Annotated in this window: 18 protein-coding genes; 8 read left to right on the top strand and 10 right to left on the bottom strand. The window is 56.2% G+C overall.

Annotated features, from left to right (window positions below; genetic code table 11):
• Positions 1 to 369: 369 nt before the first annotated feature.
• The 4 genes from ACTHSL_RS03165 to cysT form a co-directional block, all read right to left on the bottom strand.
• On the bottom strand, positions 370 to 618 hold the full coding sequence (locus tag ACTHSL_RS03165) for a DUF4279 domain-containing protein (protein ID WP_440380313.1): 249 nt from the start codon (positions 616 to 618) through the stop codon (positions 370 to 372).
• Positions 619 to 740: 122 nt separating this feature from the next.
• Positions 741 to 1,811: a sulfate/molybdate ABC transporter ATP-binding protein gene (locus tag ACTHSL_RS03160; protein WP_440380312.1), complete on the bottom strand. Its 1,071-nt coding sequence runs from the start codon at positions 1,809 to 1,811 to the stop codon at positions 741 to 743.
• Entirely contained in the window at positions 1,808 to 2,659 is an 852-nt protein-coding gene (gene cysW / locus ACTHSL_RS03155) for a sulfate ABC transporter permease subunit CysW (protein WP_440380311.1), read from the bottom strand. The genes ACTHSL_RS03160 and cysW overlap by 4 nt, the downstream gene beginning before the upstream one ends.
• Positions 2,656 to 3,483 carry a sulfate ABC transporter permease subunit CysT gene (cysT, locus tag ACTHSL_RS03150; protein ID WP_049248579.1) on the bottom strand — a complete coding sequence of 276 codons (828 nt, stop codon included), beginning with the start codon at positions 3,481 to 3,483 and terminating at the stop codon, positions 2,656 to 2,658. Before cysT ends, cysW begins: the two co-directional genes overlap by 4 nt.
• Before the next feature lie 277 nt (positions 3,484 to 3,760).
• Between cysT and ACTHSL_RS03145 the strand changes: the two genes are divergently transcribed.
• Both ACTHSL_RS03145 and ACTHSL_RS03140 read left to right on the top strand, forming a co-directional pair.
• Positions 3,761 to 5,146 (top strand): aldehyde dehydrogenase family protein, encoded by a 1,386-nt coding sequence (locus ACTHSL_RS03145; RefSeq protein ID WP_440380310.1) that lies wholly within the window; start codon positions 3,761 to 3,763, stop codon positions 5,144 to 5,146.
• Positions 5,146 to 5,877 (top strand): toxin-antitoxin system YwqK family antitoxin, encoded by a 732-nt coding sequence (locus ACTHSL_RS03140; protein ID WP_440380309.1) that lies wholly within the window; start codon positions 5,146 to 5,148, stop codon positions 5,875 to 5,877. Before ACTHSL_RS03145 ends, ACTHSL_RS03140 begins: the two co-directional genes overlap by 1 nt.
• Positions 5,878 to 6,106: 229 nt before the next feature.
• On the opposite strand, the gene ACTHSL_RS03135 is transcribed toward ACTHSL_RS03140, so the two are convergent.
• Together ACTHSL_RS03135 and trmA are read right to left on the bottom strand one after the other, a co-directional pair.
• On the bottom strand, positions 6,107 to 7,024 hold the full coding sequence (locus ACTHSL_RS03135; RefSeq protein ID WP_440380308.1) for a BPSS1780 family membrane protein: 918 nt from the start codon (positions 7,022 to 7,024) through the stop codon (positions 6,107 to 6,109).
• 73 nt (positions 7,025 to 7,097) lie between these two features.
• Positions 7,098 to 8,192: a tRNA (uridine(54)-C5)-methyltransferase TrmA gene (gene trmA / locus ACTHSL_RS03130; RefSeq protein ID WP_440380307.1), complete on the bottom strand. Its 1,095-nt coding sequence runs from the start codon at positions 8,190 to 8,192 to the stop codon at positions 7,098 to 7,100.
• A 160-nt stretch (positions 8,193 to 8,352) separates the two neighbouring features.
• Between trmA and ACTHSL_RS03125 the strand changes: the two genes are divergently transcribed.
• Together ACTHSL_RS03125 and dnaG are read left to right on the top strand one after the other, a co-directional pair.
• Positions 8,353 to 8,538, top strand: a complete 186-nt coding sequence (locus ACTHSL_RS03125; protein WP_440380306.1) for a hypothetical protein — start codon at positions 8,353 to 8,355, stop codon at positions 8,536 to 8,538.
• Positions 8,535 to 10,304, top strand: coding sequence for a DNA primase (dnaG, locus tag ACTHSL_RS03120; RefSeq protein ID WP_440380305.1), 1,770 nt, complete (start codon positions 8,535 to 8,537; stop codon positions 10,302 to 10,304). The genes ACTHSL_RS03125 and dnaG overlap by 4 nt, the downstream gene beginning before the upstream one ends.
• Before the next feature lie 49 nt (positions 10,305 to 10,353).
• Here dnaG and ACTHSL_RS03115 read toward each other — a convergent pair whose 3' ends face one another.
• Positions 10,354 to 11,019 (bottom strand): RBBP9/YdeN family alpha/beta hydrolase, encoded by a 666-nt coding sequence (locus tag ACTHSL_RS03115; RefSeq protein WP_440380304.1) that lies wholly within the window; start codon positions 11,017 to 11,019, stop codon positions 10,354 to 10,356.
• 128 nt (positions 11,020 to 11,147) lie between these two features.
• On the opposite strand from ACTHSL_RS03115, the gene ACTHSL_RS03110 reads away from it, so the two are divergent.
• Positions 11,148 to 11,513, top strand: coding sequence for a MerR family DNA-binding transcriptional regulator (locus ACTHSL_RS03110; protein ID WP_440380303.1), 366 nt, complete (start codon positions 11,148 to 11,150; stop codon positions 11,511 to 11,513).
• A 99-nt stretch (positions 11,514 to 11,612) separates the two neighbouring features.
• Here ACTHSL_RS03110 and ACTHSL_RS03105 read toward each other — a convergent pair whose 3' ends face one another.
• Positions 11,613 to 12,548, bottom strand: coding sequence for a dihydroorotate oxidase (locus tag ACTHSL_RS03105; RefSeq protein WP_440380302.1), 936 nt, complete (start codon positions 12,546 to 12,548; stop codon positions 11,613 to 11,615).
• A 788-nt stretch (positions 12,549 to 13,336) separates the two neighbouring features.
• Positions 13,337 to 15,910 (bottom strand): ATP-dependent chaperone ClpB, encoded by a 2,574-nt coding sequence (gene clpB / locus ACTHSL_RS03100; RefSeq protein ID WP_440380301.1) that lies wholly within the window; start codon positions 15,908 to 15,910, stop codon positions 13,337 to 13,339.
• A gap of 179 nt (positions 15,911 to 16,089) precedes the next feature.
• Here clpB and ACTHSL_RS03095 point away from each other — a divergent pair, with 179 nt between their 5' ends.
• From ACTHSL_RS03095 to ribBA, 3 genes are all read left to right on the top strand, one after another.
• Positions 16,090 to 16,527 carry a peroxiredoxin gene (locus ACTHSL_RS03095; protein WP_107854019.1) on the top strand — a complete coding sequence of 146 codons (438 nt, stop codon included), beginning with the start codon at positions 16,090 to 16,092 and terminating at the stop codon, positions 16,525 to 16,527.
• A 5-nt stretch (positions 16,528 to 16,532) separates the two neighbouring features.
• A complete protein-coding gene (xerD, locus tag ACTHSL_RS03090) occupies positions 16,533 to 17,405 on the top strand; it encodes a site-specific tyrosine recombinase XerD (protein WP_440380300.1) in 873 nt (290 codons plus the stop codon).
• 102 nt (positions 17,406 to 17,507) lie between these two features.
• The gene (ribBA, locus tag ACTHSL_RS03085) at positions 17,508 to 18,839 is read left to right on the top strand and encodes a bifunctional 3,4-dihydroxy-2-butanone-4-phosphate synthase/GTP cyclohydrolase II (protein WP_440380299.1); all 1,332 of its coding nucleotides are present in this window, start codon (positions 17,508 to 17,510) and stop codon (positions 18,837 to 18,839) included.
• 134 nt (positions 18,840 to 18,973) lie between these two features.
• Here ribBA and ACTHSL_RS03080 read toward each other — a convergent pair whose 3' ends face one another.
• Positions 18,974 to 19,393: a Spy/CpxP family protein refolding chaperone gene (locus tag ACTHSL_RS03080; protein WP_440380298.1), complete on the bottom strand. Its 420-nt coding sequence runs from the start codon at positions 19,391 to 19,393 to the stop codon at positions 18,974 to 18,976.
• Between the last annotated feature and the right edge of the window lie 59 nt (positions 19,394 to 19,452).

Raw genomic sequence — 19,452 nt, 5'->3', positions numbered from 1 at the left:
CTGTTGCTTCTTTGGATTAGGTTTTCGTATTTCATTTGGAAATTGTAAATCTTCAGGATACTTTCGCAAGAGGTCTATTCTATGCAAATGGATACATGCTTTTGATGTGGTGTAGGAATGGCGCCGTATATTGCTTTGAAAAAGCAGCTACTTGCGATGAAGTGCGGCTCGTCTGTTGCAATGTTTGTTTTCGGGCTAACTGCGGTATAAATCCAATTCGATACTTGCGCCGACCGAATGGCAAAATTCGATAACGGCGGGTGAGAAACATAGGGCAGGGGTGGAATCTTGTTCATCGGTGCTGATGGTTAGGACAACCGTGAAAATTGCCGACAGGTTATGGATTTTAATCAGTTCCGTTATTTTTTCCTATAATGGCAATGAAGGAATGATAAGTTCTTCTGCAATTTCTCCCAAACGGAAAACGTTGCCATTCCTTAAGAGGGGCGTGCCGTATTTCCAGCTTGAGCATACCGGTATTTTTCCCGGAATGCGGCTGCCCTCACGCACGATTTTAGTGGCCTTCAGGTTGAGGACGGTGCTGATTTTATCGGGGTCGAAGCCGTTTCCTGTCAGTGCGAAGTAAAGGTAGCATTTGTTTAAATTGGTTGTTTCCATCTATCTGTCGTTTCGGGATAAAGCGGCTGCTTGGCTGATTATCAATCAGGCCGTCTGAAAAAGAAAGGGGGACTGGAATCTTACCTGCCTTGTGTTTCAGACGGCCTTTTTGCATCCAACTCCTAAATGGCGTAGTCAATCAGTTCGCTTTGACCGAAAACATACACTTGCCGGGGGGAGAGTTTGAGTTCACAGCCGATATGCAGGTTCAGACGGCCTGTTTCCGATGTGGCGAAATCGACATGAACCTGACGGCCTTCGGGTAGGGTAAGTGTCAGGTGGGTGAGCGCGCCGGAAACGTGGATGTTGGCGATTGTGCCCGCCAGCATGGGGTTTTGGGCGTTGGTTTCCCATTCGTGCGGGCGGATGTAGCCGACCGCGTGCTGTTCCTGCCAGCGGTATTGCCTGTCCAAAGGCCAGGCAAATTCGCCATAACGCCATTCGCCTTTTTCGATGCGGCCTTCAAAGGCGTCGGTGTTGCCTAAGAATTCGGTTACGAAGGCGTTGTTCGGCTGGCGGTAGAGTGTGCCGGCGTTGCCGACCTGTTCGATTTTGCCGTGGTTCATGACGACGATTTGGTCGGAGACTTCCAAGGCTTCTTCCTGGTCGTGCGTGACCAAAATGCTGGTGATGCCCAATTCGTGGTGGATGTCGCGCAGCCAGGTACGCAGTTCTTTGCGTACTTTGGCATCGAGTGCGCCGAAGGGTTCGTCCAACAGCAGCAGTTTGGGTCCGACCGCAAGGGCGCGGGCGAGGGCGATGCGCTGGCGTTGGCCGCCTGAAAGCTGGTGCGGGTAGGATTTGGCCAAGTGGGGAAGCTGTACCAGTTTCAGCAGTTCTTCAACCTTGCTGCGGATTTGTTTTTCAGACGGCCTTTGACTGCGCGGCAGTACGGTCAGCCCGAAAGCCACGTTGTCGAAAATATTCATGTGGCGGAATATGGCGTAATGCTGGAAAACGAAGCCGACTTTGCGTTCGCGAACGTGTTTGGCGGTAACGTCCTGCCCGTTAAACAGGATTTTGCCGCCGTCGGCGTTTTCCAATCCGGCGATAATCCGCAGCAGCGTGGTTTTGCCGCAGCCCGAAGGGCCGAGCAGCGAAGTGAGCTTGCCGGTCGGCGCGGTCAGGTTGATGTTTTTCAGGGCGTGGAACGCGCCGAAGTGCTTGTTCAGATTTTCGATGGTGATGCTCATGCTGCTTCCCTTTCGGCGGCGCGGTGTTTTTTCTGTTGGATTTTGGTAAGGATGTCCTGTATTGCCAGCGTGGCGATGGCCAGCAGGGCCAGAATGCTGGACAGGGCGAACGCGCCGACAAAGTTGTATTCGTTGTAGAAGATTTCGACCAGCAGCGGGATGGTGTTGGTTTCGCCGCGTATGTGCCCCGACACCACGCTGACCGCGCCGAACTCGCCCATCGCGCGGGCGTTGGTGAGAATCACGCCGTAGAGCAGCGCCCATTTGATGTTGGGCAGGGTAACGCGCCAAAACATCTGCCAGCCGTTCGCGCCGAGAATCAGCGCGGCCTGTTCTTCGCTGTCGCCCTGCGCTTGCATCAGCGGGATGATTTCGCGCGCGACAAAGGGGAAGGTAACGAACAGGGTTGCCAGAATAATGCCCGGAACGGCGAAAATGATTTGGATGCCGTGCGCTTCCAGCCAACCGCCCAATGCCGTGTGCGCGCCGAACAATAAGACGAACATCAAACCGGCCACCACGGGCGATACGGAAAACGGCAAATCGAGCAGCGTGGTCAGCAATTGCTTGCCGCGGAAGTCGAAGCGGGTCAAAAGCCATGCCATCGCCACGCCCAATACGGCATTAACGGGGACGACAATCGCGGCGGTTAGCAGGGTTAATTTGACGGCGGACAAGGCTTCGGGGTCGGAAAGCGAAGCCAGGTACAGCCGCCAGCCGCCCTTCAAGGCTTCGGCAAACACGGCTGTCAGCGGGATGACCAGCATCACGGCAAGAAACAGCAGCGCGATGCCGATAAGCAGCCATTGCAGCGGGCGCGGTTCGGTAATATTCGGATTGGTTTTCATGCTTTCGCTCCGGCGCGTTTGCCCAAAGCCCATTGGGCGATATTGAGCGCAAACAGGATAGAGAAGGAAATCAACAGCATAAACAGCGCGACGGCAGATGCGCCCTGCACGTCATACTGTTCCAGCTTGCCGGTGATAATCAGCGGCAGGATTTCGGACACCATCGGCACATTGCCCGCGATGAAGATAACCGAACCGAATTCGCCCGTCGCGCGCGCGAACATCATGCCCGCCCCCGTGAGCAGGGCGGGGGCGATTTCGGGCAGCAGCACGCGGCGGAACGTGGTGAAACGGCCCGCGCCTAACGTGGCGGCGGCCTCTTCGTATTCGCCCGACAATTCTTCCAGCACGGGCTGCACGGCGCGGACGATAAAGGGCAGGCTGACAAACACCAGGGCAATCCAAATGCCCGTCGGCGTGAAGGCGATTTTGAACGGGAAAAACCGCCCCAGCCAGCCGTTGGGCGCGTACAGCGTGGCCAGCGCGATGCCGGTTACCGCCGTGGGCAGCGCGAAAGGTAAATCCACCAGCGCGTTCACCAAACCCCTGCCGGGAAATTCATAACGAACCAGCACCCATGCCGTCAGCGTGCCGAAAACGATGTTGGTCAGCATGGCGAAAAACGACATTTTTAGTGTCAGCCACACAGCGGACAGTACGCGCGGCTCGGCGATGGTCTGCCAAAATGAAGAAAAGCCCATGCCGGCGGCGGTAACGGCCATCATGGCAAACGGCAGCACCACCAGCAGCGACAGGCACAGGACGGTAATCCCCAGGCTGATATTGAAGCCGGGCAGTACGCTGGGAGTCTTTAACAGGCGCATAGTCGGTTGGTTATGGTTAAAAAGCAGGCCGACAATGTAATTTAGGCCGTCTGAAAATAAAAAGACTGTGTGGTTGTATGTTAAGACGGAATGGTTATAACTTGGCGGATTGCCGTGCGGCGAGGGGTGCGCGGCAATCTGTCCGGCCACTTCCGTTTATACCTGTCCCAAGGCAGGCAAATAACCATAAAATATAAACTTTCCGCCATAAACAGCGTATGATTACGCTTTTTCAGACGGCCTCCCCATCAAGCAAAAAAAGGCCGTCTGAAAACAAATGACGACCCAAACCGCCCAACCCCAAAAAACGGAGTTCAGATTGTTCCGCAGCATCCACATCCTGACAGGCGAAACCCTATATGAACGCCCGCCGCAAAGTCAGGCCGAATTTCAGACGGCCTTAAGCGCGCTCCGGCAGCGGCAGCGGCATTTTGCCGCACAGCCCGTTACCGCGCGCACCGCGCTGCTGTCCGCCTTCGCCCAACGCCTGGATGCCGAACGCGGCAGGCTGGCGCGCATGGTCAGCGAAGAAGTCGGCCGCTGTCTGACCGAATGCCGCGCCGAACTCGACAAATCGGTCGAACTCATCCGCTACTACACACGCCTCGCCCCCGAACTGCTGGCGCACAAAACCATCGCCACACAGGCCAGCCTGAGCCAGGTGCGTTTCGAACCTTTGGGCGTGGTGCTGGCCGTCATGCCGTGGAACTACCCTGTTTGGCAGGTGCTGCGTTTTGTCGTCCCCGCCCTGTGCACCGGCAACGCCTGTGCCGTCAAACCCGCGCCAAGCGTCGCCCGCGTCAGCAACGCACTGTTTGAATTGGTCGGCGGCGACATCCCGCTGATACCCGCATGGTTGGAACACGCCGACATCCCGCAGGCAATCGCCGACACCGACGCGCTGGCCTTTACCGGTTCGGCCGACACCGGCCGCATACTGGCTGCCGAAGCGGGAGGCCGTCTGAAAAAAACCGTGCTCGAACTGGGCGGCAGCAACGCCTTCATCGTCCTGCCCGATGCCGACTTGCGGCAGGCGGCCAAAGACGCGTGCTATTCCCGTTTCCGCGACGCGGGGCAGTCGTGCAATGCCGCCAAGCGCATCATCGTTACCGAAGCCGTGGCCGAACCCTTTATCCGCCTGTTTCTGGACGAATGCGCCAAACTTCAAACCGGCGACCCGCTCGACGTGCAAACCACGCTCGCTTCGCTGCACCGCGCCGACTTGCGCGAGCGCGTCCATGCCCAAGTGCTTGATGCTGCGGCAAACGGCGCGCAAATCCTGTGCGGCGGCGAAATCCCCGCCGGACAAGGCTGGTTCTATCCCGCCACCGTGCTGGACAAAGTCAATCCCGCCTGCCTCGCCTACCGCGAAGAAGTTTTCGGCCCCGTTGCCGCCATCCTGCGCGCCCGCGATGCCGAACATGCGGTAGAGCTGGCCAACGACAACCCCTACGGCCTGGGCGCGAGCATTTACAGCGCGGACGAAGCGGCCGCCTGGCGTTACGCCGAAAAACTGCACACCGGCGCGGTATACATCAACCGCCACACCAGCAGCGACCTGCGCCTGCCCTTCGGCGGCGTGAAAGCTTCGGGCTACGGGCGCGAACTGTCCGAATTCGGCTTGTACGAATTCGTCAACATCAAAACCTATTGGCAGAAATAATGAATAAAACCCTGTTTGCGGCCATGCTTGCCGCTTATGCTTCCGCCGCCTGGGCGGCCCCGCAGAAAATCTATTTCGACCAGCAGGGCAGGCCGACCGACAAACCGGCCTCCTATGCTTATGTGCGCGAATACACCCCGTCGGGCAATCATGCGGCGGTGCAGGATTTTTATTATCCGTCGCGCAAAAAATATTCCGACCCCTACCGCGCGCCGTTGAAGCAAATCCGCCAATTCGTGCCGCAATTGGAAAACGGCACGCTTACCCTGTGGCATTTTAACGGCAAACAGAAAATGTCCGCCCCGTTTCAAAACGGCAAGCCGCACGGCGAATGGACCAACTGGTACAACAACGGCAACAAATCCGCCGTAATGCCGTATAAAAACGGCCAAACGGAAGGGACGGGCGTCCGCTATTACCAAAACGGGCGCAAAGAAAGCGAAATCGAATTCCACAACGACAAAGCCGAAGGCAAATGGCGGCAATGGTATCCCGACGGCAGCCCGAAAAGCGAAGTGCTGATGAAGAACGACCAGCCTGTGGAAATGGTCAGCTGGGACAATCAGGGGCGCATCACCGCCGAATTGAATTTCGCCAACAAAAAACGCAGCGGCTTTACTCTGGAATGGTACGACAACGGTGCGAAAAAATCGGAAACCGTCTATCAGGACGACGAATTGATCAGCCGCACTTTCTGGGATGAGAACGGCTTGATTTCCGACCGTTATTAAACATCAAACTTCGCAACGAGCCGAAAGGCCGTCTGAAAAACTGCTTGTGCGGACTTTCAGACGGCCTTTCCGTATGGCGGGTCAAATGAATTTTCGGGATAAGGCGGCGGGTTGCGGCTTTGCCCTATCACATATGCCGTCTTGCCTTGCCGTACCGTTGGCGGATGAATGTTCAAAGGCCGTCTGAAAGTCCGCACAAGCGGTTTTCAGACGGCCTTCGGATTGAAGTTTAACGGCCGTTGCGGCGCAGCGGCGGATCGGTCCAGATGCTGCGGTAGCAGGTGTAAGAGGTAAGGTTGGTCAGGCTGGCGAGTACAAAATATATTGGGATGAACAGCAGGAACATGGCGATGGCAGGGCCGACGCCGATATCGCCGCTGCCCATACTGGATACGCCGACGGATAAAACAATAATGGCAAAGAAGATGCCGAAGAAAATCAGTCCGATACCTGCCCATGCCAGCCCGTTGACCAAAAACGCCCACAAGTTTTTCAGGCAGCCTTTGAAGCTCATCTTCATTGCCTCAAACGGCGGCACATCGTGCAGGACGACCAGGGCGGGAGAGAAGACAATGGTCATCTGGACGGGAATGATAAACAGCAGCATGATCAAAAACAGCAATATAACCATTAAGAAGTCTTCTGCAGAAACATTGCCGCCCACAGCGGCTTGGAAGTCGCTGCCGAAATTGAAGCCGACAAAAGCAGCGAGCAGGATGCCGGCAATGAGCACAATGAATAGGATTGCCACGACATAGAGCAGGGCCAGGATAACCAGTTCTTTGAATTTGTATTTGAAACCCGAAAAGAGGTAGCCGATTTCCAGTTCGCCGCCTTCTTCCAGCGCGTCGCAGGAAAGCATAAAGCCGCCGGTGAAGAATATCGGTAACAGGTTGATGACCATGCTGACGCCGGGGACAAACGATCCGACGAACATAATCAGAAGCATGATGAACACCATCAACACCCATGTGCCCGGGCGTTTTTTGAAAATCCGCCAGGCATCGCCTATCCACGCCGCACCTTCGCCGGCAGGAACTTTGCGCGGCTCGGCAAACAGGCGCGGCGGCTGGTTGCCTTGCGGTTGCTGCGGCACGGGTGCGGGGGGCGGTTCGGGTTGGAAAGAAGAGGGTTCGAATTGGTTCATAAATGCTCCGGATGGGAATGAAAAATGACAGACGGCGGATTTTAACCTATTTTTGCTTTGCCGTTTGCCGTTTTCAGACGGCCTTTTTGTGTAACAGCAGCCCGCTTTCGATGTGGCCGGTAAACGGGAATTGGTCGAATAGGGCGGCGCGTTCCACGGTGTGCGTTTGCAGCAGCGCGTCCAGATTGGCGCGTAAGGTTTCCGGGTTGCAGGAGATGTAGATGATGCGGTCGAAACGCGCCAGCAGTTTTAAGGTGTCGTCGTCCACACCCGCGCGCGGCGGATCGACGAAGACGGTGGAAAAGCCGTATTCGGCCAAGTCGATTTGCTGTTCCTGCAGGCGGCGGAATTCGCGGCTGCCGTTAAACGCTTCGGTGAATTCTTCTGCCGACAGTCTGGCGATGCGGATGTTGTCCGCGCCGTTTGCCGCGATGTTCCATTGTGCCGCCTGTACCGAGGTTTTGGAAACTTCGGTGGCCAAAACCCGGCGGAAGCGGCGGGAGAGCGGCAGGGTGAAGTTGCCGTTGCCGCAATAGAGTTCGAGCAGATCGCCGTTTGGCGTTTGGGCGCAATCGCATGCCCATTCCAGCATTTTTTCGCATACTGCGGCATTCGGTTGGGTGAAGCCGCCTTCCGTTTGGCGGTAGCGGAAGGTTTCGCCGTTTACCGTCAGTGTTTCGGTAACGAAATCCTGCGCCAGCACCAGTTTCTGCCCCTTGCTGCGGCCGATGACGAATATGCCGAGTTTTTCCTGCAGGGCAAGGGCGGCGTGTTTCCAGCCGTCGTCGAGTTTGCGGTGGTAAATCAGGCTGACCAGCATTTCGCCGCTCAAGGTGCTGAGGAATTCGCATTGGTAGAGGCGGTTTTTCAACAACGGGTCGGCGGACAGTTCGGCCAGTAAAAGCGGCATCAGGCGGTTGATGGATGCAGATGCGGCGGGGAAATCGGCGAGGCGGATCAGCGAGGCCGTGCCCGCTTTTTGCCCGCGCTCGAACATGGCGTAGCTGATGCCGTCTCCTTCGTGCCAAATGCGGAATTCGGCACGCATCCGGTAATGCTGTTCGGGTGAAGGGAAAACCTGCCATTCGGGCATGGGGATGCCGGAAAACAGGCGGCGGAGCAGGGCGGTTTTGTCGTTAAGCTGTTGCAGATAGGCCGGGCTGTGCATCGGGGTTCCAAAAATAGAAAAAGAAGCGGATTATAGCCGAAGGCCGTCTGAAAAAGGCGGCTGCGTTTTTTCAGACGGCCTTCGGAGCGCGGAAATGGCAATGCGGCGGCTTTTTCGGTATGCTTCGGTTTCCGGCCGCCCGAATTCGAGGAAGCGCGATATGAATCACAGAACCTTTACCATGACGGTAATTTTGACCACCTTTGCCGCCGCTATGTGGTTCGGTTATCTTTTTGCGTCCGACCGCATCGGCGGCGGCAAGTTCTTCTTCTATATGGCGGCGACGATACCCGCGCTGCTGTTCCGCATCCCGTATTCCCTCATCCTCCGCAACCGCCGCCCATGATTCCTTCCGACTTTATCGACGACCTGCTGGCAAAAACCGACATTGTAGACATCATAGACGAACGCGTGCCGCTGAAGAAAAGCGGTGCGAACTACATGGCCTGCTGTCCGTTTCACAAAGAAAAAACGCCGTCGTTCTCCGTCAGTCCGAGCAAACAGTTCTACCACTGCTTCAGCTGTGGCGCGCACGGCAGCGCGATAGGCTTTCTGATGGAACAGCAGGGCATGAGTTTCCCCGATGCCGTTCAATACCTTGCCGACCGCGCAGGCATGACGGTTCCGCATGAAAAAGGGCGCATAGAAGCACCGGAAATCCGTGCCGAACGCAAGAAAAAACAGCAAACGCTGGAAGAAACCCTGCAAGCCTGCGCCGATTTTTACCGCCACCAGCTCCAAATCAACCCGCCCGCCCGCCAATACCTCGACGGACGCGGCCTGAATGCCGAAATCATCGGCCATTACGGATTGGGTTATGCACCCGACGGCTGGCAGCCGCTGGCGCAAGTCTTCCAGCCCTATCCCAACAACGCCCTGACGGAATGCGGGCAGGTCATTCATAACGAAGAGCAAAACCGATACTACGACCGTTTCCGCCACCGCATCATGTTTCCCATCCGCGACCAGCAAGGGCGCGTCATCGGTTTCGGCGGTCGCGTTTTGGACGACAGCAAGCCCAAATACCTCAATTCGCCCGACACCCCGCTGTTCGACAAAGGCCGCAACCTCTACGGCCTCTACGAAGCCCGCAACGCCGTGCGCGATGCAGGACGGATACTCGTCGTAGAAGGCTATATGGACGTGGTGGCCTTGGCGCAGTTCGGCATTCCCTACGCCGTTGCCTCACTCGGCACGTCCACCACGGGCGAACACATCAAAATCCTGATGCGGCAGTCCGACGAAATCTATTTTTGCTTCGACGGCGATGCCGCAGGCCGGAAAGCCGCCTGGCGCGCGCTTGAAAACGCCCTGCCGCAGCTCAAAGACGGCAAATCCCTCCACTTCCTCTTCCTGCCGCCCGAACACGACCCCGACAGCTACATCCGCGCCCACGGCAAAACGCAATTTGAAGACGCACTCATCCACCAAAGCAAACCCCTGTCCGAATATTTCTGGCAGGCACTTTCAGACGGCCTCAACCTGGCGACGCAGGAAGGCAAATCGCGCCTGCTGAAAACCGCCGCACCGCTTCTGGCACAAATTACCGCGCCCGCCCTCGGCTTCCTGCTCAAACAACGGCTGGCCGAACTTGTCGGCATCGACCCCGCAGACCTCGCCGTCCTGATCGGGCAGGAAGCCCCGCCGCGCCGCGTACAGGCCAAAAGCTACAAACTGCCGCGCGAAACCCGCCGCCAGCCGGCCATGCTGACCCTCGCGCAACGCCAAATCCGCAGCCTGCTGTCCAATCCCGCCTGGGCGGTTCACGTCCGCCTGCCCGAATACGTCGTCCTCGAAGGCGATACCGCCTGCCTGGCCAACATCGCCGACTTCATCCTCTCCGGCAGCACTCCGCCCGACCATGCGCGCATTTGGGAACACTTCCGCGGCACCGACACCGGCAATGTCTTGCAACAGATTTATCAAGCCGGCGGTTTGGATGACGGCGAAGACGGCGGCGAAGAAAACGAAACCGCCTTTTCAGACGGCATGGGAAAACTGATCAAAGAATTCCGCCATGCGCAACTCGAAGCACTGAAAAGGAAAACCGTCGAAGGCGGCCTCAGCGACGCAGAAAAAAAACTCCTCCTGAGCCTGTTGGCGGAAAAATAAACAAAGGCCGTCTGAAAACCCCGTTGCGGGATTTTCAGACGGCCTTTTATCAGCCTATTTCCGCCGCCATCCGCTCTATCGCCCGCAATACCTGCGGAAACTCGGTAAAGCCGTCGCTGCCCAAAAAGTGGCCGCCGCCGGTAATTTCTTCCGGTTTTACGCCCAACTGCCGCGCCAAACGGCGGGTGTTTTCCGGCGGCACGATGTTATCGTTGTCGGCGGTAAACAAGGCAATCCGGTCCGTCATGCGGCGCACGGCGGCAAAATCAATCGGGCACCGGTCGACATAGCCGTCAACATCGAAACCGTTAATCTTCGGCAGCGTCGGAATGCGTGCGCCGAACGCGGACACCAGCACCAGCCCGCCGATTTTGTGCGGACGAATCCGGCTCAGATAATGCAGCAGCGAAACCGTACCCAGGCTGTGCGCCACCAATACCGTGCGCCCTGACGGCATCCCCACCGTCCGCGCCAGCGCGTCCTGCCAGCGGCCGTAATCGGGATGCAGACTGTCGGGCAGCGGCACCGGCACAACTTCCATTCCGCGTCGCCGCAACTGCTGCGCCAGCCACGGGAACCAATGGTCGGCAACCGTGGCGCCGTAGCCGTGGACGATAAATACCCGCACGGGGCCGCCGTCGGGTTTCGGCAGGCTTTTGCAGCCCGCCAGCAATACGCCTGCGCCTGCGGCGGCGCAAAATCGTCTGCGGTTCATTTTGATGCTCCGTATCATGTTGTTTACAATAGAAACCCTGACGCTCCGGCAAAGCGCGCCGCTCAGCGGTGAGCGGCAAACAGGGGCTAAAGCATTACCTTACACAATGACACTATGTCAGGGTCAATATGAAAATCAGCGAATTTGCCCGCCGCTGCGGTATCAGCGTGCGGATGCTGCGTTTTTACGAAAGCGCAGGCATACTCGTTCCCGCGCGCACGCCAAGCGGCTATCGGGAATACGACGAACGGGACATCGGCTTCGTCCGCAAAGCCGTCATGCTCAACCGCGCCGGCCTCGCCTTGAAAGACATCGCCCTCCTGCGCGACTGCCTGAATGACGAACCGCAAAACTTTTGCAGCGAGCTGCGCGGCAAACTGGCCGACACGCAGGCGCGCATCCGGCAGCAGATAGACGGCCTGCACCACTCGGAGCAGTTGATTGCCGCCCTGCTGGCGGCGGAAAAAGCGTCCGGCGGCAATGAGGCCGTCTGAAAATGGTTTTGCCCAAACCAAAACAGCCTGAAAGGCCGCTCGGGCTTTTCAGGCTGTTAGCGCGTTTTACGGCAAAAATCCTGCCGCCGTATATCCGCATCAACCGAGATATTTCAGTTTGCCGCGGAAATCGTCCAGGCTGCCGTAACCTTTTTCCGCCATGATGGCTTTGAGTTCGGCACCGATGCGGTCGAACGCCGCCACGCCTTCCTGATGCAGCGCCGTGCCGATTTGCACCATGCTTGCGCCGCAGAGGATGTGTTCGAAGGCATCGCGTCCGCTCGTCACGCCGCCGGTGCCGATGATTTGGATTTCGGGTTTGAGGCGGCAATAGAAAGCGTGCACGTTGGCCAGCGCGGTCGGCTTGATATACGCCCCGCCGATGCCGCCGAAACCGTTTTTCGGGCGGATAACCACCGTTTCGTCCTCGATATACAGGCCGTTGCCGATGGAGTTGACGCAGTTGACGAATTTAAGCGGGAAGCGGTTGAACACGGCCGCGGCCTGATCGAAATGGACGAAGTCGAAATAAGGCGGCAGCTTGATGCCCAAGGGCTTGGTGAAATAGGAAAAAACGTCGGTCAGGATGGCTTCCGTCGTGTCGAAATCGTAGGCGATTTGCGGTTTGCCCGGCACGTTTGGACAAGAAAGATTGAGTTCGGTCGGGCCGTTGAAGCCGCTTTGCTGCACCTTTTTCAGCAGGGTGTGCGTCTCGTCGGGTGACATGCCGACCAACGACAGGAAAAACGTCCGCTCGGGCACTTTGTTTTGCAGTTCGAGCAGATAGTCCAGATAGTAGTCTATGCCCTGGTTCGGCAACCCCATCGAGTTGATGCTGCCCAGCGGCACGTCCCGATAGCGAGGCTCGGGATTGCCCGCCCGAAAATCCAAAGTCGCGGTTTTGGTTACGAAGCTCCCCGCCGACGAGTTCCTGACCTCTTCCAGCTCGGCGACGGTCATACAGGCTACGCCTGCGGCATTCATCAGGCAGTTGTCGAAATGAAACCCTGCGATTTGCGTTTGTGTTGACGGCATATACGTCTCCTTTTCAGTATGGCAGTTGCAATCGACCGTATTTTAGCACCAAATCGATGTAAGGCCGTCTGAAGGCGTACCAGCGGGCTAGACGTCCTAGGATGCAAGAACCGGCGGCGGCCTATAAGGAATCGGGCTGAAGGTTTACCGGACGGAACGCTTGAAGGCTGTTTGATAAACTAAAGAAATCTAACATATTTTTTCCAAAAAAGAGCCAAATCAGGCGAACGAAATTCGGAATCTAAAACCTCACAATAAGATTCCTGTAAAAGATTATGCTTTGATTCGGTATTGATCCCGAATCTTAAGGAATCGTTCCGTTTCTGCCGTTATTCCCGCCTGCGCAAAAATGGCAGCGGATAAAGACGATTCGACACATCGTCCGAACACGGCCTGAAATCCAAAATTTTCCAACTTGATTCTGAAAGGAAACTGCAATGAAGACTTTAAAGAGCCATGAACTGAAACAAATTTCCGGTGGTTACACAATTAATTTCGGCGATGTTAATGCAATGATCAGGCTGTCGAGACTTTTCGGCCTCATCAGCAGTGACTGATAGACCTGTATAGATTACGTAATCATCGGCCTTTCATTCAAAGGCAGAAATTTTCAGACGGCCTTGTAAAAGGCCGTTTGTTTAATTAAAAAAGAAACAAGAAGGCATGCAAAAAACAGTATGAACGGGTATGACGGTAGTGCCACAGAGAGATAAAACGCAGACAGTACCGTTCAAAACAGACAAAGGCCGTCTGAAAAATATTTTTCAGACGGCCTCGGATTTCTATATTTAAACGAATTTCAGATGACTGCCCTCGACTTCCACCCTGATTTCGCTTTCCGGTTTGTACTGACCTGCCAGTAAGGCTTTGGCCAGCGGGTTTTCGATTTCCGACTGGATGGCGCGTTTGAGCGGGCGGGCGCCATACACGGGGTCGAAACCGGCTTTGGCAATCAAATCCAATGCGGCATCGTCCACTTTCAGGTACAAGTGCTGCGCTTCCAAACGTTTTTCCAAGCCTTTGAGCTGGATTTTCGCGATGTTGCGGATATTCTCCTGATTCAGTCCGTGGAACACGACCACTTCGTCGATACGGTTGATCATTTCGGGGCGGAAGTAGGCCTTCACTTCTTCCATCACCGCTTCTTTCACGGCATCGTAGTCCTGCGTACCCATTTGTTGGATGTGCTGGCTGCCGATATTGGAAGTCATGACGATGACGGTATTTTTGAAGTCCACGGTGCGGCCTTGTCCGTCGGTCAAACGACCGTCATCCAATACTTGCAGCAGGATGTTGAACACGTCGGGATGGGCTTTTTCCACTTCGTCCAAAAGAATCACGCTGTACGGTTTGCGGCGCACTTGTTCGGTCAGGTAGCCGCCCTCTTCGTAGCCGACATAGCCCGGAGGCGCGCCGATTAAGCGGGCAACGGCATGTTTTTCCATGTATTCGGACATGTCGATACGGATGAGGTGGTCTTCGCTGTCGAACAGGAAGCCTGCCAAGGCTTTGCACAACTCGGTTTTACCTACGCCGGTCGGGCCTAGGAACAGGAAGCTGCCGTAGGGTTTGTTCGGATCGGCAAGGCCGGAGCGGCTGCGGCGGATGGCATCGGACACGGCGCGCACGGCTTCGTCTTGACCGACCACGCGGCGGTGCAATACTTCTTCCATTTTCAACAATTTATCGCGTTCGCCTTCCATCATTTTGGACACGGGGATGCCGGTCATGCGCGATACGATTTCGGCCACTTCGTCCGCGCCGACTTCGGTACGGAAGAGTTTGTTTTGTTTTTTGCCGTCGGGATTGCTTTCTGCAGCTTGCAACTGCGCGCCCAATTTCGGCAACTCGCCGTATTCGAGTTCGGACGCGCGGGCAAAGTCGCCTTGGCGTTTGGCCTGCTCGATTTTGACTTTGATGTCGTCCATCTGTTTCTTGATGTCGGCGGTGCTGGAAGACGCGGCTTTTTCGGCTTTCCAGATTTCGTCCAAATCGGCGTATTCTTTTTGCAGACCGTCGATTTCTTCGTCTATCAACTCCAAACGTTTTTTGCTGGCGTCGTCGCTTTCTTTGGCAACGTGCATTTTTTCCATTTTGAGCTGGATGATGCGGCGGTCGAGTTTGTCCATCTGCTCAGGTTTGCTGTCCAACTCCATTTTGATGCGACTGGCAGCTTCGTCAATCAAATCAATCGCTTTGTCGGGCAGGAAGCGGTCGGTAATGTAGCGGTCGCTCAATTCCGCGGCGGCAACAATGGCGGGGTCGGTGATGTCGATGCCGTGGTGGATTTCATAGCGTTCCTGCAAACCGCGCAGGATGGCGATGGTGTCTTCCACGCTGGGTTCGCCGACCAATACTTTTTGGAAGCGGCGTTCGAGTGCCGCGTCTTTTTCGATGTATTGGCGGTATTCGTCCAAGGTGGTCGCGCCGATGCAGTGTAATTCGCCGCGTGCCAAAGCCGGTTTCAGCATATTGCCCGCATCCATCGCGCCGTCGGTTTTGCCCGCACCGACCAAAGTATGGATTTCATCGATGAAAATCAGGGTGTTGCCGTCGTCTTTCGCCAAGTCGTTCAACACGCCTTTCAAGCGTTCTTCAAATTCGCCGCGGTATTTCGCGCCGGCAATCAATGCCGCCAAGTCCAAAACCAGCAGGCGTTTGTTGCGCAGGGATTCAGGCACTTCGCCGTTGACGATGCGTTGTGCCAAGCCTTCGACGATGGCGGTTTTACCCACGCCCGGCTCACCGATCAGCACGGGGTTGTTTTTAGTGCGGCGTTGCAGCACCTGAATGGCGCGGCGGATTTCGTCATCGCGGCCGATAACAGGGTCGAGTTTGCCGTCGCGGGCGCGCTGGGTCAGGTCGAGCGTATATTTTTTCAGCGCATCGCGTTGGTCTTCGGCATTGGCATCGTTCACGTTTTGTCCTCCTCGTACCGCGTCGATCGCGGCATTGATGTTTTGTTCGGTCGCGCCGGCTTCTTTCAGGATTTTGCCGGTCGCATCGTTCTGCTGCACCAAAGCAAGCAGGAAAAGTTCGCTGGCGATATAGGCATCGCCGCGTTTGGTTGCCGCTTTGTCCATCAGGTTCAACACCGCCTGCAATTCGCGACTGGGCAGAATATCGCCGCCCTGACCGGATACTTTCGGCAGGCTGTTTAAATGCTGCTGCAAACGCTGTTTCACCTGCGGCACGTTCACGCCCGCATGAGCCAAGAGCGCGGCGGCTCCGCTGTTTTGGTCATCAAGCAGGGCTTTCAGCACAAAGCCCGCTTCCAGATAGCTGCTGTCCGCAGCCAATGCCAAACTCTGAGCTTCTGCAAGGGCTTGTTGGAATTTGGCGGTTAATTTGTCGAATCTCATAATGACTCCCTGTCGGTTTAGTTTCTCATGGTAGGCTATATAGAGTCGCCTGTGGATAAGTCAATAGTTAAGATAGGTAAACTGTTGATAAGTAGACCGTCTGAAAAAGAAGATGTGCCTTCCAAGCCTTGCCTATTGTTTTCAGACGGCCTACCATCGCGCTTTTTCAGGAGTGCGAAATGCCGTATCAATTTACTTTGCCGTCATCGTCCGGCAGCGATTTCGATTCTGCCGGCCATCTGCCGCTGGTGGTTTATTTCTATCCTAAAGACAGCACGCCCGGCTGTACCACAGAGGGCTTGGATTTCAACCGCCTGCTGCCGGAGTTTCAGGCTTTGGGTTATACGGTGGTGGGCATTTCGCGCGACGGCGTGAAATCGCATCAGAATTTTTGCGCCAAACAGGGCTTCCGATTTGAATTATTGAGCGACAAAGATGAGGCCGTCTGTAAGCAGTTTGACGTTATCAAGTTGAAAAAACTCTACGGCAAGGAATCGCTGGGTATCGAGCGCAGCACGTTCGTGCTGGACGAAAACGGCGAAATTTCCCATGAATGGCGTAAAGTCAAAGTGGCCGGACATGCGCAGGAAGTGCTGGATGCTTTGAAGGCCGTCTGAAAACCATGAGTGATTTGACCGACCGTTTTCTCGACCACCTTTGGCTTCAGGAACGTTTGAGCGCGAATACGCTGGCGGCTTACCGGCGCGATTTGAACAAAATCGCCGTCCGTTTGGCGGGGCAGGACGAAGACTGGCTGTCGGCCGACGGCAGCGGTTTGGCTGCCGCCGTTTACCATCCCGACGAAAAAACGCGTTCGCAGGCGCGGGCATTGTCGGCCTGCAAACGGTTTTACGGCTGGCTGCTGGAAACGGAACAGCTTTCCAACGACCCGACCGAATATCTGACTGCACCCAAGCAGGAACGCACCCTGCCCGCCATCGTGAGCGAAAGTCAAATCGAAATGCTGCTGGCCGCACCCGATACCGACAGCCCGCACGGCCTGCGCGACAAGGCTTTGTTGGAATTGATGTATGCCTCCGGGCTGCGCGTCAGCGAGGCGGTCAAGCTGACGTTGGGTGAAATCGATTTGCAGCGCGGCCTGGTCGTTACCATCGGCAAAGGCGGTAAACAGCGTTTGGTACCGATGGGCGAGGAAGCCTCATATTGGATAGAACGTTATCTGGCGCAGGCCCGTCCCGTTTTGCTGAAAAACGCCCGCTGCGACGAATTGTTCGTCGGACAGAAGCGCAACGGCATCAGCCGCCAGCTGGCATGGATGATTGTTGACAAGTATGCCGAAGCGGCCGGCATCCGCCATCTCAGCCCGCACAGCCTGCGCCATGCCTTTGCCACCCATCTGGTCAATCACGGCGCGGATTTGCGCGTCGTTCAAAGCCTGCTCGGCCATGCCGATATCAGCACCACCCAAATTTACACCCATGTCGCCAACGAACGGCTGAAAAATATCGTCTCCGAGCATCATCCGCGAGGATGAGGCCGTCTGAAAAACGTTTTTCCGACTGTAAATAGGTAAAATGTTTACTTGACGGTAAATAAAGGCATACAATGCCGCTTCCATACTATTCAGTAAACTTTCATGAACATCACCGAACTGCGCCGCGCCAACCTGCGGCAGTGGATAGACGAACGCTGCGGCGGCAGGCAGGCACTCTTCGCCCAAACCGCCGCCGTCAATCCTGGCGAGCTTTCCGCCCTGTTGAAAAACAAATCTTTCGGCGAAAAGAAGGCCCGCAAAATCGAACAGGCCGCCGCGATGCCCGCCATGTGGCTCGATACCGTCCACGCCCCGTCCCAAAATTTACAAGAAGGTAAACACACCATGACAGCCGTTTCCACCATTCCCGAAATCCTGGCCGACATCAAGGCCGGCAAAATGGTCATCATCACCGACGCCGAAGACCGCGAAAACGAAGGCGATTTGGTGATGGCCGCACAATTCGTTACCCCGCAGGCGATTAACTTTATGATTAAACACGCGCGCGGGCTGGTTTGCCTGCCGATGAACGACAAATTGGTGGACCGCCTGCGCCTGCCGCAGATGACGCAGAAAAACGGCGCGCAATACGGCACCAATTTCACCGTTTCCATCGAAGCCGCGCAAGGCATCAGCACGGGTATTTCCGCCGCCGACCGCGCGCATACCATTCAGACGGCCGTTTCGCCCGAAGTGCGGCCGGAAGACATCGTCCAGCCCGGACATATTTTCCCGTTGCGCTCGCAAAAGGGCGGCGTGCTGGTGCGTGCCGGACATACTGAGGCAGCGGTGGATTTGGCACAGATGAGCGGCCTGATGCCCGCCGGCGTGATTTGCGAGATTCTGAACGACGACGGCACGATGGCGCGTATGCCCGAACTGATGAAGTTTGCCGAAGAACACGGCATCAAAATCGGCACGATTGCCGACTTAATCGAATACCGCAGCCGCACGGAAAGCCTGTTGGAGGAGATGGGCGATACGCTGGTTCATACGCCTTGGGGCGAGTTCCGCCAGCACGTTTATGTGGACAAGCTGTCGGGCGAAACCCATCTGGCATTGGTGAAAGGCGAAATTTCCGCCGACAGGGAAACGCTGGTGCGCGTGCATGAGCCGTTCAGCGCGATGGACTTCCTGCAAATCGACCCCAACCATTCTTGGCCACTGCCCACGGCACTGTCGCACCTCAGCCAGGCCGAAAGCGGGGTGGCCATCCTGCTGCACCGCACGGAGGACGGTTCCGCGCTGCTGGAGCGCACCCTGCCGAAAAACAGTTTCCAAGTGAAGAAATGGGACAGGAAAACCTACGGCATCGGTGCGCAGATTCTGGCCGGCCTGGGCGTGCAGAAAATGCGCGTGATGGGCAAGCCTTCCTCGATGAACGGTTTGAACGGTTTCGGGCTGCAGGTAACGGGCTTTGATGAGGCGGAATAGGGCAGGGATTTCAGGACGGCCCGGATCATGTTTTCAGGCCGTCTGAAAAAATGGCGTTTGCCTGAATGCGACAAACCCGACCATGATGCCGTTGATGCGGCAGTCGGTCGGGTTTGATATTTTTTTGCGGCGGTTCAATACAGGCACTTTTGCAGCCAAATCCGCTGCTGGGCGGGTGTCAGCGAATGATAAAACTTATGCTGAACGGACAATTCGTCCACCGCGAATTGCAGGCCGTAGCCGTACCGCTCGCTGACATAACGCTGAGCCTGCCTTTCGTCGAAGTGCGGATTGGACAATACGCGCAGCAGGTTGTCCCGAAGCGGGCGTTCGCTTCCCCTGTTCTGCAGGTTCAGCTTTTCAACAGCCTGCTTGTATTCGCCGCGCAGGCCGCGCAAGGATTCGTATTGATCGCGGCTTAGGTTCAGTTGGCGGATGTCGCAGTTCGGATGAAAATCCTGAATGGTCAGGGCCGAAGCGGGGAAGGACAGGCAGCTTAAGGGTGCGCTGACGGCAAAAATACTCAAGATTCGGCGTTCGGATGGAGTAAGCACGGTATGACCTTCTTATCTTCTGTTCGGGCTTCGAAAATTAAGGCGGAAATATACGGGGA

It is taken from the genome of Neisseria sp. P0008.S010 (assembly GCF_051962715.1).
GTDB lineage: Bacteria > Pseudomonadota > Gammaproteobacteria > Burkholderiales > Neisseriaceae > Neisseria > Neisseria elongata.
This window is presented reverse-complemented; position numbering and strand designations above follow the sequence as displayed.

Excerpts from the sequence above, each read along its gene's own strand:
- ACTHSL_RS03165 (WP_440380313.1), bottom strand. The coding sequence starts at position 618 with ATGGAAACAACCAATTTAAACAAATGCTACCTTTACTTCGCACTGACA.
- ACTHSL_RS03160 (WP_440380312.1), bottom strand. The coding sequence starts at position 1,811 with ATGAGCATCACCATCGAAAATCTGAACAAGCACTTCGGCGCGTTCCAC.
- cysW (WP_440380311.1), bottom strand. The coding sequence starts at position 2,659 with ATGAAAACCAATCCGAATATTACCGAACCGCGCCCGCTGCAATGGCTG.
- cysT (WP_049248579.1), bottom strand. The coding sequence starts at position 3,483 with ATGCGCCTGTTAAAGACTCCCAGCGTACTGCCCGGCTTCAATATCAGC.
- ACTHSL_RS03145 (WP_440380310.1), top strand. The coding sequence starts at position 3,761 with ATGACGACCCAAACCGCCCAACCCCAAAAAACGGAGTTCAGATTGTTC.
- ACTHSL_RS03140 (WP_440380309.1), top strand. The coding sequence starts at position 5,146 with ATGAATAAAACCCTGTTTGCGGCCATGCTTGCCGCTTATGCTTCCGCC.
- ACTHSL_RS03135 (WP_440380308.1), bottom strand. The coding sequence starts at position 7,024 with ATGAACCAATTCGAACCCTCTTCTTTCCAACCCGAACCGCCCCCCGCA.
- trmA (WP_440380307.1), bottom strand. The coding sequence starts at position 8,192 with ATGCACAGCCCGGCCTATCTGCAACAGCTTAACGACAAAACCGCCCTG.
- ACTHSL_RS03125 (WP_440380306.1), top strand. The coding sequence starts at position 8,353 with ATGAATCACAGAACCTTTACCATGACGGTAATTTTGACCACCTTTGCC.
- dnaG (WP_440380305.1), top strand. The coding sequence starts at position 8,535 with ATGATTCCTTCCGACTTTATCGACGACCTGCTGGCAAAAACCGACATT.
- ACTHSL_RS03115 (WP_440380304.1), bottom strand. The coding sequence starts at position 11,019 with ATGAACCGCAGACGATTTTGCGCCGCCGCAGGCGCAGGCGTATTGCTG.
- ACTHSL_RS03110 (WP_440380303.1), top strand. The coding sequence starts at position 11,148 with ATGAAAATCAGCGAATTTGCCCGCCGCTGCGGTATCAGCGTGCGGATG.
- ACTHSL_RS03105 (WP_440380302.1), bottom strand. The coding sequence starts at position 12,548 with ATGCCGTCAACACAAACGCAAATCGCAGGGTTTCATTTCGACAACTGC.
- clpB (WP_440380301.1), bottom strand. The coding sequence starts at position 15,910 with ATGAGATTCGACAAATTAACCGCCAAATTCCAACAAGCCCTTGCAGAA.
- ACTHSL_RS03095 (WP_107854019.1), top strand. The coding sequence starts at position 16,090 with ATGCCGTATCAATTTACTTTGCCGTCATCGTCCGGCAGCGATTTCGAT.
- xerD (WP_440380300.1), top strand. The coding sequence starts at position 16,533 with ATGAGTGATTTGACCGACCGTTTTCTCGACCACCTTTGGCTTCAGGAA.
- ribBA (WP_440380299.1), top strand. The coding sequence starts at position 17,508 with ATGAACATCACCGAACTGCGCCGCGCCAACCTGCGGCAGTGGATAGAC.